Origin of the sequence: Pseudomonas japonica, from assembly GCF_900188455.1 — a bacterium.
Taxonomy (GTDB): Bacteria; Pseudomonadota; Gammaproteobacteria; order Pseudomonadales; family Pseudomonadaceae; genus Aquipseudomonas; species Aquipseudomonas japonica.
On the sequence record NZ_FZOL01000001.1, the window covers coordinates 432,668 to 447,334 of the forward strand.

Consider the following 14,667-nt stretch of genomic DNA (forward strand, 5'->3'; position numbering starts at 1 on the left):
GGGGCGATGTGCCCATTCAGCGGTGTTCATGAAATTGTCATCGAACTGTGGCAGCGCGCTCGCATGAACATCATCACACTCGCGCTCTACTGGGGATTTCGTTTTCGGTGTTTTTCATGCGGGCTTATTTATTTCTCGTCGCGCTGTTCTGCGCGTTTCCGTCGTTCGCCGCGTCGCGCTGCGATGTCCATGCGCCTGTCCAGCAGGTCCGGCTCAAGCAGGTCAGCCTGGCCTACCAGAGCGTCGGTCGCAGCACTGATCCGGCCCTGCTGCTGGTGATGGGCCTGGGCGGGCAATTGATCCACTGGCCCGACGAAGTGGTCGAGGCACTGTGCCGCCAGGGCTTTCGGGTGATCCGCTACGACAACCGCGACGTCGGCCTGTCGCGCTGGAACCAGGCGCCGGCGGAGGCCAGCCTGACCTACGAACTGCTGCGCTATCGCCTCGGTCTGTCGGTGAGCGCGCCCTACACCCTGGAAGACATGGCCGAAGACGGCCTGGAACTGATGGACCGGCTGGAGCAACGTCGCTTTCATGTCCTGGGGGTGAGCATGGGCGGGATGATTGCCCAGCACCTGGCGGCCATGGCGCCGCAGCGGGTCGAGAGCCTGACGTTGATCATGTCCAGCTCCGGCGCCCAGGGCCTGCCGGCACCGAGCCCGGCGCTGATCCGTCAGCTGGCCCGGCGCAGCGCGCCGAACCGTGACGTCGCCATCCAGCAGCAGGCCGACCTGCTGGCTGCACTGGGCAGTCCGCGAGTAACGGACGATCGTCAGGTCTTGCTGGAACAGGCGGCAGTTTCCTACGACCGCGCTTTCAATCCTGAAGGGGTCAAGCGGCAGATCCTGGCGATCCTCGCCGAACCGAGCCGGGTCGAGCTGCTCGATCGCCTGCGCGTGCCGACCCTGGTGGTCCACGGTACCGCCGATCCGCTGCTGCCGGTCATGCACGGGGTGCATCTGGCGGCGCATATCCAGGGCAGCCAGCTGAAGCTGATCCCCGGCCTGGCCCATCGTTTCCAGGAGCCGTTCAAGGCGGCGCTGCTGGCGGCGGTGCTGCCCTACCTGCAGTCACACCGCGCGGATGATGTCGGCCATATCGCCCAGCGTTAGTGCAGGCGGACCCAGACGCTGACCAGAATCCCCGCCGCCACCAGCCAGGCCAGCGCGGCCAGGGCCAGCGAGGCTTCCAGGCGCAGGCGATCGACCAGCAGATACAGCGCCGCGAGGTAGATGAAGTAGGGAATGATCGACCACATGCCGAAGACGATGGTGGTCTTCAGGTCGTCGAGGGAGCGGCCCTTGCCGACGATGTAGTGGGCGATCAGGGCGAAGGTGGGGAACAGCGGCACCAGGCCGGCGATGTAGTAATTGCGGGTCTTCGCCAGCATGGCGAGGATCACCACCACGGCGGCGCCGAGGCAGGCCTTGAGTAGCAGGTCCATGCGCGTCTCCTCAACCCAGACCGTATTTCTTCACTTTGTCGAACAGGGTGGTCTTGGCCATGCCCAGCTCCTGGCTGGCCTGGCTGAGATTGCCGCCGGTGCGCTGCAGGGCATCGCTGAGCAGGTTGCGTTCGAAGGCCTCCACGGCCTCGGCGAAGCCCACGCCCTGGGCGGTGGCGGCCCCGGCTTTCTTGAATGCCGGCAGGCCGAGGGCGAAGCGCTCGGCGACATTGCGCAGCTCGCGCACGTTGCCCGGCCAGTCATGGCTCATCAGCCGCGACAGGGTCTGGCTGTCCAGTTGCGGCGTCTCGCGGTCGAAGCGCAGCGACGATTGCTGAAGGAAGTGTTCGAACAGTTGCAGGATGTCCTCGCGGCGTTCGCGCAGCGGTGGCAGTTCCAGGGTCACCACGTTGAGGCGGTAGTACAGGTCGCTGCGGAACTGGCCGCTCTGGCCCAGGGATTCCAGGTCCGATTTGGTCGCCGCGACCACCCGGCAATCCACCGCAATGCTCTGGTTCGAGCCGAGGCGTTCCAGGGTGCGCTCCTGCAGCACCCGCAGCAGCTTGATCTGCAGGTTGATCGGCATGCTCTCGATCTCGTCGAGGAACAGCGTGCCGCCGTTGGCGTGCTCGATCTTGCCGATGCGGCGCTTGCCGGCGCCGGTGAAGGCGTTCGCCTCATGGCCGAAGATCTCGCTTTCGAACAGGTTCTCCGGCAGGCCGCCACAGTTCAGGGCGACGAAGGGCTGGCCCTGGCGCCGGCTGAAGTCGTGCAGGCAGCGCGCGACCAGTTCCTTGCCGGTGCCGGTCTCGCCTTCGATCAGGACGTTGGCCGAGGTGTCGGCGACGTTGGCGATCAGCTCGCGCAGATTCTGCATGGCCGGCGAGCGACCGATGATGCGCCCCTCCAGGGTGCTGCGCTCGGCCAGCTGGCGGCGCAGGGCGAACACTTCCCGGGCCAGGCCGCGTTGTTCCAGGGCGCGGCGTACCACGTCCACCAGGCGCTCGGGCGAGAAGGGCTTCTCCATGAAGTCGTAGGCGCCGTTGCGCATGGCACCGACCGCCATGTCGATGTCGCCATGACCGGTGATCAGCACCACCGGCAGGCTGCTGTCGCGGGCCTTGAGACGGCTCAGCAGTTCCAGGCCGTCGATGCCGGGCAGGCGGATATCGCTGACGACGATCCCGGCGAAGTCGTCGCCGATGCGTTCCAGCGCCTGCTCGGCGCTGCCCACGCCTTCGCTGACGATATCTTCCAGGGCCAGCGCCTGCTGGCAGCCGAGCAGCACATGCGGGTCGTCTTCGACGATCAGGACGGTAAGGGGCGATGTGTTCATAGGGACTCGGCGGATTCGGTGGGGGCGGGCAGCAACGGCAGGCTGATGACGAACGCGGTGCCGCCGCTGGCGGGGTGTTCGACGTTCAGGCTGCCGCCGGCGGCGGCGGCGAGGCTGGCGGACAGGGTCAGGCCGAGGCCCAGGCCGTGTTCACCTGGCTTGGTGGTGAAGAAGGGTTCGAACAGATGCTTGCGCGTCTCGTCGTCGATGCCGTGGCCGTTGTCGCGCACGCGCAGGCGGTACTTGCCGTCCTGTACCTCGCCTTCCAGCCACAGCTCCGGCAGCGGCACCGCGGCCATGGCGTCGAGGGCGTTGCCGATCAGGTTGACGAGGATCTGCTCCAGGCGGGTCTGGTCGATGGCCAGGGTCTGCTCGCTGTAGTTGCTGTGCAGTTTCAGGTGGCAGCCGTCGATACGCGCGGCCAGCACCTGCAGGGTAGCGTCCACCGCCTTGCCCAGCGAGGCCTGGCCGCGGTCGTCGCCACGCCGGGCGAACGAGCGCAGGCTGGCGGTGATGCGGCCCATGCGGTCGATCAGGTCGTTCATGGTGCGCAGGTTGGCGCTGGCCACTTCCAGCGAGCCGCGCTCAAGGAAGCGCACGGTGTTGCCGGACAGGGTGCGCAGCGCCGCCAGCGGCTGGTTCAGCTCGTGGGCGATGCTGGTGGACATCTGCCCGATGGCCGCCAGCTTGCCGGCCTGGACCAGTTCGTCCTGGGCGTGGCGCAGGGTCTGTTCGGCCTGGCGCCGTTCGCGGATCTGCGCCTTCAGGCGTTCGTTGCTGGCGCGCAGGTCGGCGGTGCGTTCGGTGATCCGCCGTTCCAGCTGATTGTTGGCTTCTTCCAGCGCCTCGCGAGCGGCGAGGCGGGTGGCGATCACCTTGCGCCGTTCGTTCCAGGCGATGGCGAGGATGGTCAGCAAGGCGAAGGCCACGGCCACCAGCACGCCCTGGATGATCGATTCGCGGCGCAGGTCCTGCAGCGGGGTGAGCAGGGTGAAATGCCAGGGGGTGTCGGCAAGGCGGCGGGTCTGGGCCAGGTAGCTGACCTGGCGGGCCCCTTCGTCGAGCCGGGCATTGGCCGGGAAGGTGAGTTTCTCCAGGCCGTCGCCGAGCTTTTCGCGGTCCAGCGGTTGCAGCTCGTTGAGCGAGAACCAGTAGTACTGCAGGCTGCGCGCCAGGCGTTCCTTGACCTCGGCGGTCAGCGGCCGCACCGACTTCAGGCGCCGCGCCGGGTCGCTGGAGAGGATGATGATGCCGTTCTCGTCGCTGACGAAGGCTTCCAGGCGGGCGCGCTGCCAGCGCTCCTCGAGGTTTTCCAGGCGCACCTTGATCACCGCCACGCCAATGATCTTGCCGTGTTCTTCCAGGCCGTGGGCCAGGTAGTAGCCCGGTTCGCCGGTGGTGCTGCCGATGCCGTAGAAACGTCCCGGCTGGCCGCGCACGGCGTCCTGGAAATAGGCGCGGAACGACAGGTCTTCACCGAGGAAACTGTCGACGTCGCGCCAGTTGCTGGTGGCCTGGACCCGGCCGGTGGTGTCGAGGACGAAGATCGCCCGGCTGCGGCTGCGCCGGTTCAGGCCCTCGAGGTATTCGTTGACCATCTGGCGGTGTTCGCCATCGGGTTCGGTGAGCAGCTTCGACACGCTGTCTTCCAGCTCCAGCAGGCTGGGCAGGTAGGTGTACTTGCTGATTTCGCTCTCGACCGTGCGCGCGTGCAGTTCGAGCTGGCGCTCGCCGTTGTCGCTCAAGGTGCGGATGCCGTTGTGTTCGCTGACCAGGTAACCGCCGACACCGAGACCGATGGTCAGCAGCAGGATCAGCGGCGGAATGAGCAGTTGGCGGATCAGACGGGGTTTCACGGCAAGGGCAGGCTTGGCTGGGCGAAGGAGCGTGGGATCGCATTTCATCACAGAGGCCTTGTAACGACCAGCGCCCCGCGTCCGCCGAAGCGGAGACGGGGCGCCAGTTGCTTAGTGCTGCAGGATTTTGCTGAGGAAGTGCTGGGTGCGCTCGTGGCGGCCCGACGGGTCACCGAAGAACGCTTCCTTCTGGCAGTCCTCGATGATGCTGCCCTTGTCCATGAAGATCACCCGGTTGGCGACCTTGCGGGCGAAGCCCATTTCGTGGGTCACGCACATCATGGTCATGCCTTCGTGGGCCAGTTCGACCATCACGTCCAGTACTTCGTTGACCATTTCCGGGTCCAGCGCCGAGGTCGGTTCGTCGAACAGCATGACGATCGGGTCCATGGACAGCGCCCGGGCGATCGCCACGCGCTGCTGCTGGCCGCCGGAGAGCTGGCCAGGGTGCTTCTTGGCATGGGCGCCGAGGCCGACGCGGTCGAGCAGGGCCAGGCCTTTCTTGGTCGCTTCCGCTTCGCTGCGGCCGAGCACCTTGCGCTGGGCGATGGTCAGGTTCTCGGTGATGCTCAGGTGCGGGAACAGCTCGAAGTGCTGGAACACCATGCCGACCCGGGAGCGCAGCTTGGGCAGGTTGGTCTTCGGGTCGGCGATCGAGGTGCCGTCGACGATGATGTCGCCCTTCTGGAACGGCTCCAGGGCATTGACGCACTTGATCAGGGTCGATTTGCCCGAGCCGGACGGTCCGCAGACCACCACCACCTCACCTTTCTTGACCTCGGTGTTGCAGTTGGTCAGCACCTGGAAGTCGCCGTACCACTTGCTGACGTTCTTGATGGAAATCATACGGTTATCCTTTTCTGCAGACGCTTGACCAGGAAGGAAGCGGAGAAGCTGATGACGAAGTAGACGGCGCCGGCGAAGAGCAGGAACTCATGGGAGCGTCCGATGATGTCGCCGTTGGCGCGGGCCGAGTTGAGGAAGTCCACCAGGCCGACGGTGTAGACCAGCGAGGTGTCCTGGAACAGGATGATGCTCTGCTGCAGCAGCAGCGGGGTCATCTTGCGGAACGCCTGGGGCAGGATGATCAGACGCATGGTCTGTCCGTAGTTCATGCCCAGGGCCTGGGCCGCGCCCATCTGGCCCTTGGAGATCGATTGCACGCCGGCCCGGACGATTTCGCAGAAGTAGGCCGCCTCGAACATCATGAAAGCCACGACGCAGGAGGTGAAGGCACCGACCGGGGTGTCCTCGCCGGTGATCCAGCGCAGCACGAACGGCACCGCCAGGTAGAACCAGGTGATCACCAGCAGCAGCGGGATCGAACGGAAGTAGTTGACGTAGGCACCGGCCACGTTGGCCAGCAGCTTGTTCGACGACAGGCGCATCAGGGCCAGGACGGTGCCCAGCGCGATACCGCCGATGACGCCCATGACCATCAGTTGCAGGGTCATGAGCATGCCGTCCCACAACGCGGGCAGGGCCGGGATGATTTCGCTGAAGTCCAGTTCCATCATTTACCTCCCACGGAAATCAGGCCGGGCACCGCGACTTTCTTCTCGACCATGCGCATGAACAGCATCAGGCCCATGTTCAGGGTGAAGTAGATCAGCGTCGCCAGGGTGAAGGCTTCGAACAGGTTGGCGGAGAACTCGGCGGTCTGCTTGGTCTGCGCGAGCAGTTCCATCAGGCCGATCAGCGAGGCCACCGAGGAGTTCTTGAAGACGTTGAGGAATTCCGAGGTGAGCGGCGGAATGATGATCCGGTAGGCCTGGGGCAGCAGAACGTTGCTGTAGATCTGCGTCAGGCTGAAGCCCATGGCGCGGGCGGCGGCTTCCTGGCCGCGGGGCAGCGCCTGGATACCGGTGCGCACCTGTTCGCAGACCCGCGCGGCGGTGAACAGGCCCAGGCAGATGACCACGCTGATCAGCGCCGAGGTGGTCGGGTTCAGGTCCTGCTTGAACCATTCCTGCACGCCTTCGGGCAGCAGGTCGGGGACCAGGAAGTACCAGACGAACAACTGCACCAGCAGCGGTACGTTGCGAAAGAGTTCCACGTAGCAGGTGGCGATACCCGATACCACGCGGTTCGGCACGGTGCGCATCACGCCGAGCACGGAGCCCAGCAGCAAGGCGATGATCCAGGCGGCGATGGCAATGGCGATGGTCCAGCCCAGGCCGGTGATGTACCAGTCCAGATAGGTTTCGTCGCCCACGCCGGTGGACTTGAAGAATACGCCCCAGTCCCAGTTGTAATTCATCGGGGTCTCCCCTCGGATAGGTTGTTTCACGGGCACCTTCGAGCATCCGGGGGCGCGAGCGCCCTCGGATGAAAGGTTAGACACTAACTAGATGGGGTTCAGGACTTCTTTTCGTCCGCGGCTTTGTCGGTCGGCTCGGCGATCAGCTTCTTCAGTTCGTCGCTCATCGGGAACTGCAGGTTCAGGCCTTTTGGCGGGACCGGCTGCTGGAACCACTTGTCGTAGATCTTGTTGATCTCGCCGGACTTGTACAGGGCGACGATGGCGTCATCCACGGCTTTCTTGAACGCCGGATCGTTCTTGCGCACCATGCAGCCGTAGATCTCGTAGGACTGCGGGGTACCGGTGATGACCCAGTCGGACGGCTTCTTGGCCTTGGCCATTTCGCCGGCGAGGAGGGCGTCGTCCATCATGAAGGCGACGGCGCGATTGCTTTCCAGCATGTTGAAGGCTTCGCCGTGGTCCTTGGCCGAGATCACGTTCATGCCCATCTGCTTGTCGGCGTTCATCGCCTTGAGCAGGCGCTCGGAGGTGGTACCGGCGGTGGTCACCACGTTCTTGCCTTTCAGGTCTTCGAAGTCCTTGAAGGCCGGCTGGCCGTCCTTGACCTTGGTCAGCAGGCGGGTACCGACTTCGAAGATGCCGACCGAGAAGGCGACCTGCTGCTGGCGCTCGACGTTGTTGGTGGTGGAGCCGCACTCGACGTCGACGGTGCCGTTCTGCACCAGCGGGATACGGGTCTGCGAGGTGACCAGGTTGTAGCGGGTCTTCAGGTCCGGTGCGTTGAGCTCCTTCTTCAGGTGCTCGACGATGGCCAGCTGGATGTCGTGGGAGTAGCCGATCGGCTCGGGCTTGCCGGCCAGGTAGGAGAACGGGATGGAAGAGTCGCGGTGACCCAGGGTGATGGTGCCCTGGTCCTTGATCTTCTTCAGGGTGCCGGTCAGTTCTTCGGCCATGGCCGGGGAAGCGATCACGGCTGCCGTGATGGCGGCGCCCAACAGATGACGAACGATACGCATCGAATTTTCCTCGAGGTGTGTTTGTTTTTTTTATGAGGCCGTTGATCGGCCGTTCGTTCAGCGACCGGCGCGTTCAAGCGCTGGCGCATCCGGGTTTTGAGTGTAGAGCATGAGTCGTGCCAGGCCGTGATTTCGATCAGCAAGGCCCGTGCTAAAGGGGTAGCAGGGTTTTTTGACGGGATAATTTCAGGAGCGTTCGGTCGGCTGGCCGAATAGTGGCGTTGCTTGCTGTTCGGAAAACCGAATGAAGAGGCTGGCGGCTAGCCGCTGCAGGAACGCGGCTTGTCGGAATGCCGCACCACCGCGAAAGGACCGCAAAGCGGTCCCGGTATTCATGGGCAGCCTGGATCAGGCCGCGTGGCTCAGTTCCCGGCGCTGCAGATAATCGCGCAACCCCTGCTGCTCCGCCGCGCTGAGGAACAGCCCCAGCTTGGTCCGCCGCCACAGGATGTCGTCCGCCGACAGCGCCCACTCTTCGCGGCAAAGGTAATCCACTTCCCGGCTGAACAGCCCGCCGCCAATGGCCTCGCCCAGATCCTCCGGCCCCTGCACGCCGTCCAGCAGGCGCCAGGTGCGGCTGCCGTAGGTCAGCGCCCAGCGCTTGGCCAGTGCACTCGGCAGCCAGCCATGACGGGCGAGGATCTCGTCGCACAGGGCCTGCGCCGTGCTCATGCCTTCGCCACCCGGCAGCGGTGCGCTGGCGGTCCAGCTGCCGCTCATCTGGGTGAACCAGGGCGCCAGTTCACCCATCGCCGACTCGGCCAGCTTGCGGTAGGTCGTCAGCTTGCCGCCGAACACCGACAGCAGCGGCGCCTGGCCAGCTTCGGAGGACAGCGCCAGGGTGTAGTCGCGGGTCACCGCCGACGGGTTGTCCGACTCGTCGTTGCACAACGGGCGCACACCGGAGTAGGTGTGGAGGATGTCGGCACGGCTCAGTTGATGGTTGAAGTGCTGGTTGACCACGTTCAGCAGGTAGTCGGTCTCGGTCTCGGTGATCGCTACCCGGGCCGGGTCGCCGCTGTATTCGCGGTCGGTGGTGCCGATCAGGGTGAAGCGCTCCAGGTACGGAATGGCGAAGACGATGCGCTGGTCTTCGTTCTGCAGGATGTAGGCATGCTCGCCGTCGTACAGCTTCGGCACGATCAGGTGGCTGCCCTGGATCAGGCGGATGCCGTAGGGGGCGTCGAGCTTGAGGTCGTCCTCGATGAACCGCGCGACCCACGGACCGGCGGCGTTGACCAGGGAACGGGCCTGGAGGGTCTGCTGGCTGCCGTCGGCACGCTCGATCCGCACCTGCCACAGGTCACCGCTGCGACGGGCGCTGACGCAGCGGGTGCGGGTCAGGATATGCGCGCCGCGTTCGCGCGCGGCCATGGCGTTGAGCACCACCAGGCGGGCGTCGTCCACTGCGCAGTCGGCGTATTCGAAACCGCGGCTGATCGCGGGTTTCAGCGGGTTGCCCGGGCCGAAGCGCAGGCTGCGCGACGCACCGAGCTTCTTGCGCTTGCCCAGGTGGTCATAGAGGAACAGGCCGGCGCGGATCATCCAGGCCGGCCGCAGGTGCGGGCGGTGCGGCAAAACGAAACGCATCGGCTTGACGATGTGCGGCGCCTTGGCCAGCAGGACTTCACGCTCGGCCAGGGCTTCACGGACCAGGCGGAATTCGTAGTGTTCGAGATAGCGCAGGCCGCCGTGGATCAACTTGCTGCTCGCCGAGGAGGTATGGCTGGCGAGGTCGTCCTTTTCGCAGAGGAACACCGACAGGCCGCGTCCGGCAGCATCGGCGGCGATGCCGACACCATTGATGCCGCCACCGATGACGGCGACGTCATAGACCTCGGCAAGGATGGGAGAGCTGGATTGGGACACGGCGCGGCCTCTCGAAAAGTCGTTCTGATATCTTTTATGAACATTAATGTTCGTATTCGAAAATGTTAGCTGAACGAAAAGGCCACGACCAGTGACTTTTCATAGAAAATACTGATCAGGTTACAAACAAATGAAAAATTACGAACATTCACGCCGCCAGCCTTGCGCTGGCGGCGGCGCTGGGATCAGACCACTTCGAGGCGAATCTTGTGCTGGTTGAGCAGTTGGGTCAGGGCGCTGACCGGCGCCTGGTCGGTCACCAGGCAGTCGATCAGGCTGATCGAGCCCAGGCGCACCATGGCATTGCGCCCGAACTTGCTGGAGTCGGCGGCGAGGATCACCTGGCGCGCGTTGGCGATGATCGCCTGGGACACGCGCACTTCCTGGTAATCGAAGTCCAGCAGACTGCCGTCCTCGTCGATGCCGCTGATACCGACCAGGGCGAAATCCACCTTGAACTGGTTGATGAAGTCGACACTGGCCTGGCCCACCACGCCGCCGTCGCGGCGCACGTTGCCGCCGGCCAGGAGGACTTCGAAGTCGTCCTTGGCACTGAGGATCGAGGCCACGTGCAGGTTGTTGGTGATGATCTTCAGGTGGTTGTGGTTGAGCAGGGCGCGGGCGATGGATTCGGTGGTGGTACCGATATTGATGAACAGCGAGGCGTGGTCGGGGATCTGCCGCGCCACGGCGTCGGCGATGCGCTGCTTCTCGTCGCGCATCTGGTCGGCACGCATGGCGTAGGCGGTGTTTTCGATACTGGAATCGTAGGCCGCGCCACCGTGATAACGGCGCAGCAGATTGACTTCCGCCAGCTGGTTGATATCGCGACGGATGGTTTGCGGAGTGACGACGAACAACTGCGCCATTTCCTCGATACTGACGTAGCCACGCTCACGGACCAGTTCGAGAATTTGTTGTTGGCGGGGAGGCAGATTCATGGGCGTCCTATGGGGCGGCCGAAAAATGCCTGCAATGATGCCGGAGGAAGGCGCGGGGGACCAGTCCGAGGGCGGCACCGGCATGGCGTTTGGCGCAGCCGTCCCCGGACGGGGAGGGCCGCGCCTGGCCGCTGAAACGTTACTCCTCGTGCGGCTCCCAGTCGCGAGTGCGATCCACGGCCTTGAGCCAGCCGCTGTAGAGCTTCTCTTTCGCCGCTTCATCCAGTTGCGGCGTGAATTCGCGCTCGATCAGCGCTTTGCCGCGCAGTTCGTCCAGGCCGCTCCAGAAACCGCAGGCCAGGCCCGCCAGATAGGCGGCGCCGAGCGCGGTGGTTTCACGCATCTGCGGACGTTCGACACAGGTGCCGAGGATGTCCGCCTGGAACTGCATGAGGAAGTTGTTGGCCACCGCACCGCCGTCCACGCGCAGGGCGCTCAGGCGCTGGCCGCAGTCCTGCTGCATGGCATCGAGGACGTCGCGGGTCTGGTAGGCGATGGACTCCAGCGCGGCCCGGATGATGTGGTCGACCTTGACCCCGCGGGTCAGGCCGAACAGCGCGCCACGGGCATACGGGTCCCAGTACGGCGCGCCGAGGCCGGTGAAGGCCGGCACCAGGTAGACGCCGTTGCTGTCCTTGACCTTGCTGGCGAAGTACTCGGTGTCATGGGCGTCGTTGACGATCTTCAGTTCGTCGCGCAGCCACTGCACGGTGGAGCCGCCGTTGAATACCGCGCCTTCCAGCGCGTAGGCCACTTCGCCGCGCGGACCGCAGGCGATGGTGGTGAGCAGGCCGTGGGACGACTGCACGGCCTTGTCGCCGGTGTTCATCAGCAGGAAGCAGCCGGTGCCGTAGGTGTTCTTGGCCTGGCCCGGTTCCACGCACATCTGGCCGAACAGCGCGGCCTGCTGGTCGCCGGCGATGCCGGCGATGGCGATGTTGCTCTTGGTGTGGCCGTAGATTTCCGAGGACGGGCGCACCGGCGGCAGCATCTGCTTGGGGATGCCCAGTACGTCGAGCAGCTTTTCATCCCACTGCAGGGTATGAATGTTGAACAGCATGGTCCGCGAGGCGTTGGTGTAGTCGGTGACATGCACCTTGCCGCCGGAGAATTTCCAGATCAGCCAGGTGTCGATGGTGCCGAACAGCAGTTCGCCGCGCTCGGCGCGCTCACGCACGCCGTCGACGTTGTCGAGGATCCACTTGAGCTTGGTCCCGGAGAAGTACGGGTCGGTGACCAGACCGGTGGTTTCGCGGATGTAGTCCTGCAGGCCGTCGCGCTTGAGCTGCTCGCAGATCTCGGTGCTGCGGCGGCACTGCCAGACGATGGCGTTGTACACCGGGCGCCCGGTTTCCTTGTCCCAGACCACGGTGGTTTCGCGCTGGTTGGTGATGCCGATGGCGGCCACCTGGTCGTGGCTGATACCCGCCTGGGCCAGGGCCTCGACCATGGTCGCGCTCTGCGTGGCGAAGATCTCCATCGGGTCGTGCTCGACCCAGCCGGCTTGCGGATAGTGCTGGGCGAACTCGCGCTGGGAGGTGCCGACAACGTTTGCGTCGCGGTCGAAGATGATGGCCCGCGAACTGGTCGTGCCCTGGTCGAGGGCGATGATGTAGTTCTTGTTCTGAAGGTCTGTCATGTCGTTGGCCTTGCAGTGAAATAGGTTGAAGTCAGGGCTCGGTGATTCGCGCACGAATCAGGAGGTTTGGGTCTTGCCCTGAGCGCTGTCGTCGGTCTGCGCGGCGGTCGCGGCGGCATTGGGCAGGCTGCGGGCGAACACGCCACGGTACAGGGCGGCACCCACGCTGGCTCCCATGATCGGCGCGAAAACCGGAACGAGGAAGTAGGGAATATCGCGACCACCGGTAAAGGCCACTTCGCCCCAGCCGGCGAGGAAGGTCATCAGCTTGGGCCCGAAATCCCGTGCCGGATTCATCGCGAAGCCGGTCAGCGGCCCCATGGCGCTGCCGATCACCGCGATCAGCAGGCCGATCAGCAGCGGTGCGAGAGGGCCGCGGGGCAGGCCGTTGTTGTCGTCGGTCAGGGCCATGATCACGGCCATGAGGATGGCGGTGATGATCACTTCGACGAGGAAGGCCTGGCCGGTGGACAGCGCCGCATGCGGGTAGGTGGAGAACACCGAGGCCAGTTCCAGGCTGGCCTGGCTGCCGCGGACCATGGCGTGGGTCTGTTCGTAATCGAAGAACAGGCTGCTGTACAGCGCGTAGACGAGCGCCGCGCCGCAGAAGGCCCCGGCGATCTGGGCGAGGATGTAGAAGGGCAGTTTGCCTTTTTCGAATCCGGCGAACAGGCACAGGGCGATGCTCACGGCCGGGTTCAGGTGCGCGCCGGAAATTCCCGCGGTCAGGTAGATCGCCATGCTGACACCGACACCCCAGATGATGCTGATTTCCCACAGGCCGAAGCTGGCACCCGCGACCTTGAGCGCGGCGACGCAACCGGTGCCGAAGAAGATCAGGAGCGCGGTGCCGAAGAATTCGGCCATGCATTGGCTGGACAACGTCGGTTGTTGTAGAGCAGTCGTCATTCGATACCTCGGTTCTTGTTGTTGTGAGGCGCACTGAGCGCTCGACGGAAACCCGGCAGAAATCCCCATTTCGGCCAGGCGGACGGTGTTGATGCACTTTATAAGGGCATCGCCATATTCAGATTCGAAAAAATATAGACAAGAAACGCTTATGTCAAAGGTCGAAAGCGAACCGTGATTCACAAACTGACTGATGGCCCACGCTCTGTCTCACCTTGTCCTACAAGACAATGGTTGCGGACTAGGTTTTGTCCTACAGTAGCCAGCGAACGGAAACCGAACTCAGTTGTTGGAGCCCCCACCGCATGACCCCTGCCCTGGATCTGTTGAAGAAGGTTCGCGCCGAACATCGTATTCACAGTTATGAACATGACCCGAAAGCCGCGTCCTATGGCCTGGAAGCCGCGGAAAAGCTCAACCTGAACCCCCAGCAGGTGTTCAAGACCCTGCTCGCGGCCACGGAAAAGGGCGAGTTGCTGGTGGCGGTGGTACCGGTGGTGGGGACGCTGGACCTGAAGGCGCTGGCCCAGGCGGCGGGGGTGAAGAAGTGCGAAATGGCCGATCCGGCTGCCGCCCAGCGTTCGACTGGCTATCTGGTTGGCGGAATTAGCCCACTAGGTCAGAAGAAACGTCTGAGGACTTTTATCGATCAGTCTGCGGAAGGTTTTCCTACCATCCACGTGAGTGCCGGCCGTCGCGGACTGGAGGTGGAGTTGGCGGCAGCGGTGCTGGCTGAGCACACTCAGGGCAAGTTCGCTGATATCGGGCGGGAGTAGCATCCCGCGACGACTTGCTGATTCCAGGAAACCGTCAAGGGTGTAAGCTTTCCGGCAGACTTCACTATCGAGGCTGCCATGAGCGGAATATCCCTGACTCTGCCAGAAGACTTGTCGAATTTGCTCGCCGACCTGGCCAAGGCCAATGGTCAAAGCGTGAGCTATCTGGCCGAGGACGTCCTTCGTGATTATATCGAGCACGAGAAAAGCCTCATTGCCCAAATCGAAGTTGCAGTGAGGGAGGCTGATGAAGGGAAATTCGCTACGAATGAACAGGTAGCGGCCATGCGTGCGCGGCGCTGGAGCAGGAATGCGGATTGAGTGGCTTGAGAAGGCACTCGACAACCTGCAGGAAGAAGCCAGTTACATCGCCCTTGAGAACCCGAAAGCAGCTGATGACTTTGTTGATGCCATCTTCGCCAGTGTGGACAATCTGGCTCAATTTCCCGCTATGGGACGTGAAGGCCGGGTCAGACACACACGTGAATGGGCTGTGCCCAATTGGTCGTATCTGATTCCCTATCGCATTCGAGGGGATCGGCTTCAGATACTGGGTGTGTTTCATACTCGGCAGCGGCCACGCTCCAGTTGGTAGGAGGGCGAGGTCCGGCTTGTTTT

Annotated in this window: 15 protein-coding genes; 4 read left to right on the top strand and 11 right to left on the bottom strand. The window is 63.9% G+C overall.

All coding sequences use genetic code 11. The features are described from left to right. The first annotated feature begins 116 nt into the window (after positions 1–116). A complete protein-coding gene (locus tag CHB99_RS01810; RefSeq protein WP_042122829.1) occupies positions 117–1,112 on the top strand; it encodes an alpha/beta fold hydrolase in 996 nt (331 codons plus the stop codon). Here the strand turns inward: CHB99_RS01810 and CHB99_RS01815 are convergent. The 11 genes from CHB99_RS01815 to CHB99_RS01865 all read right to left on the bottom strand — a co-directional run bounded on the left by CHB99_RS01815 (position 1,109) and on the right by CHB99_RS01865 (position 13,273). Then, positions 1,109–1,444 carry a GlpM family protein gene (locus CHB99_RS01815; protein WP_042122714.1) on the bottom strand — a complete coding sequence of 112 codons (336 nt, stop codon included), beginning with the start codon at positions 1,442–1,444 and terminating at the stop codon, positions 1,109–1,111. The genes CHB99_RS01810 and CHB99_RS01815 overlap by 4 nt on opposite strands. A 10-nt stretch (positions 1,445–1,454) precedes the next feature. Continuing rightward, positions 1,455–2,780: a two-component response regulator AauR gene (gene aauR / locus CHB99_RS01820; protein ID WP_042122716.1), complete on the bottom strand. Its 1,326-nt coding sequence runs from the start codon at positions 2,778–2,780 to the stop codon at positions 1,455–1,457. Beyond that, positions 2,777–4,684, bottom strand: coding sequence for a two-component sensor histidine kinase AauS (aauS, locus tag CHB99_RS01825; protein WP_042122718.1), 1,908 nt, complete (start codon positions 4,682–4,684; stop codon positions 2,777–2,779). The genes aauR and aauS overlap by 4 nt, the downstream gene beginning before the upstream one ends. A 63-nt stretch (positions 4,685–4,747) precedes the next feature. Beyond that, on the bottom strand, positions 4,748–5,482 hold the full coding sequence (locus tag CHB99_RS01830) for an amino acid ABC transporter ATP-binding protein (RefSeq protein ID WP_042122720.1): 735 nt from the start codon (positions 5,480–5,482) through the stop codon (positions 4,748–4,750). Continuing rightward, positions 5,479–6,150 carry an amino acid ABC transporter permease gene (locus tag CHB99_RS01835; protein ID WP_042122722.1) on the bottom strand — a complete coding sequence of 224 codons (672 nt, stop codon included), beginning with the start codon at positions 6,148–6,150 and terminating at the stop codon, positions 5,479–5,481. The genes CHB99_RS01830 and CHB99_RS01835 overlap by 4 nt, the downstream gene beginning before the upstream one ends. After that, positions 6,150–6,896 (bottom strand): amino acid ABC transporter permease, encoded by a 747-nt coding sequence (locus CHB99_RS01840; protein WP_042122724.1) that lies wholly within the window; start codon positions 6,894–6,896, stop codon positions 6,150–6,152. The genes CHB99_RS01835 and CHB99_RS01840 overlap by 1 nt, the downstream gene beginning before the upstream one ends. Before the next feature lie 98 nt (positions 6,897–6,994). Beyond that, positions 6,995–7,915, bottom strand: coding sequence for a glutamate/aspartate ABC transporter substrate-binding protein (locus CHB99_RS01845; RefSeq protein WP_042122726.1), 921 nt, complete (start codon positions 7,913–7,915; stop codon positions 6,995–6,997). 348 nt (positions 7,916–8,263) lie between these two features. Further along, positions 8,264–9,784: a glycerol-3-phosphate dehydrogenase gene (glpD, locus tag CHB99_RS01850; protein WP_042122728.1), complete on the bottom strand. Its 1,521-nt coding sequence runs from the start codon at positions 9,782–9,784 to the stop codon at positions 8,264–8,266. A 185-nt stretch (positions 9,785–9,969) separates the two neighbouring features. Further along, on the bottom strand, positions 9,970–10,725 hold the full coding sequence (gene glpR, locus CHB99_RS01855; protein WP_042122731.1) for a DNA-binding transcriptional repressor GlpR: 756 nt from the start codon (positions 10,723–10,725) through the stop codon (positions 9,970–9,972). Positions 10,726–10,864: 139 nt separating this feature from the next. Next, positions 10,865–12,364 (bottom strand): glycerol kinase GlpK, encoded by a 1,500-nt coding sequence (glpK, locus tag CHB99_RS01860; protein WP_042122732.1) that lies wholly within the window; start codon positions 12,362–12,364, stop codon positions 10,865–10,867. Positions 12,365–12,421: 57 nt separating this feature from the next. After that, positions 12,422–13,273: an MIP/aquaporin family protein gene (locus CHB99_RS01865; RefSeq protein WP_042122734.1), complete on the bottom strand. Its 852-nt coding sequence runs from the start codon at positions 13,271–13,273 to the stop codon at positions 12,422–12,424. A 305-nt stretch (positions 13,274–13,578) separates the two neighbouring features. On the opposite strand from CHB99_RS01865, the gene ybaK reads away from it, so the two are divergent. From ybaK to CHB99_RS01880, 3 genes are all read left to right on the top strand, one after another. Then, positions 13,579–14,049 carry a Cys-tRNA(Pro) deacylase gene (gene ybaK / locus CHB99_RS01870; RefSeq protein WP_042122736.1) on the top strand — a complete coding sequence of 157 codons (471 nt, stop codon included), beginning with the start codon at positions 13,579–13,581 and terminating at the stop codon, positions 14,047–14,049. 78 nt (positions 14,050–14,127) lie between these two features. Then, entirely contained in the window at positions 14,128–14,370 is a 243-nt protein-coding gene (locus tag CHB99_RS01875) for a CopG family ribbon-helix-helix protein (RefSeq protein WP_042122738.1), read from the top strand. After that, a complete protein-coding gene (locus tag CHB99_RS01880; protein WP_042122740.1) occupies positions 14,360–14,644 on the top strand; it encodes a type II toxin-antitoxin system RelE/ParE family toxin in 285 nt (94 codons plus the stop codon). The genes CHB99_RS01875 and CHB99_RS01880 overlap by 11 nt, the downstream gene beginning before the upstream one ends. The last annotated feature ends 23 nt before the right edge of the window (positions 14,645–14,667 follow it).

Excerpts from the sequence above, each read along its gene's own strand:
- ybaK (WP_042122736.1), top strand. The coding sequence starts at position 13,579 with ATGACCCCTGCCCTGGATCTGTTGAAGAAGGTTCGCGCCGAACATCGT.
- CHB99_RS01880 (WP_042122740.1), top strand. The coding sequence starts at position 14,360 with ATGCGGATTGAGTGGCTTGAGAAGGCACTCGACAACCTGCAGGAAGAA.
- CHB99_RS01830 (WP_042122720.1), bottom strand. The coding sequence starts at position 5,482 with ATGATTTCCATCAAGAACGTCAGCAAGTGGTACGGCGACTTCCAGGTG.
- aauS (WP_042122718.1), bottom strand. The coding sequence starts at position 4,684 with ATGAAATGCGATCCCACGCTCCTTCGCCCAGCCAAGCCTGCCCTTGCC.
- CHB99_RS01835 (WP_042122722.1), bottom strand. The coding sequence starts at position 6,150 with ATGGAACTGGACTTCAGCGAAATCATCCCGGCCCTGCCCGCGTTGTGG.
- CHB99_RS01845 (WP_042122726.1), bottom strand. The coding sequence starts at position 7,915 with ATGCGTATCGTTCGTCATCTGTTGGGCGCCGCCATCACGGCAGCCGTG.
- aauR (WP_042122716.1), bottom strand. The coding sequence starts at position 2,780 with ATGAACACATCGCCCCTTACCGTCCTGATCGTCGAAGACGACCCGCAT.
- CHB99_RS01810 (WP_042122829.1), top strand. The coding sequence starts at position 117 with ATGCGGGCTTATTTATTTCTCGTCGCGCTGTTCTGCGCGTTTCCGTCG.
- CHB99_RS01865 (WP_042122734.1), bottom strand. The coding sequence starts at position 13,273 with ATGACGACTGCTCTACAACAACCGACGTTGTCCAGCCAATGCATGGCC.
- CHB99_RS01815 (WP_042122714.1), bottom strand. The coding sequence starts at position 1,444 with ATGGACCTGCTACTCAAGGCCTGCCTCGGCGCCGCCGTGGTGGTGATC.
- glpK (WP_042122732.1), bottom strand. The coding sequence starts at position 12,364 with ATGACAGACCTTCAGAACAAGAACTACATCATCGCCCTCGACCAGGGC.
- CHB99_RS01875 (WP_042122738.1), top strand. The coding sequence starts at position 14,128 with ATGAGCGGAATATCCCTGACTCTGCCAGAAGACTTGTCGAATTTGCTC.
- glpR (WP_042122731.1), bottom strand. The coding sequence starts at position 10,725 with ATGAATCTGCCTCCCCGCCAACAACAAATTCTCGAACTGGTCCGTGAG.
- CHB99_RS01840 (WP_042122724.1), bottom strand. The coding sequence starts at position 6,896 with ATGAATTACAACTGGGACTGGGGCGTATTCTTCAAGTCCACCGGCGTG.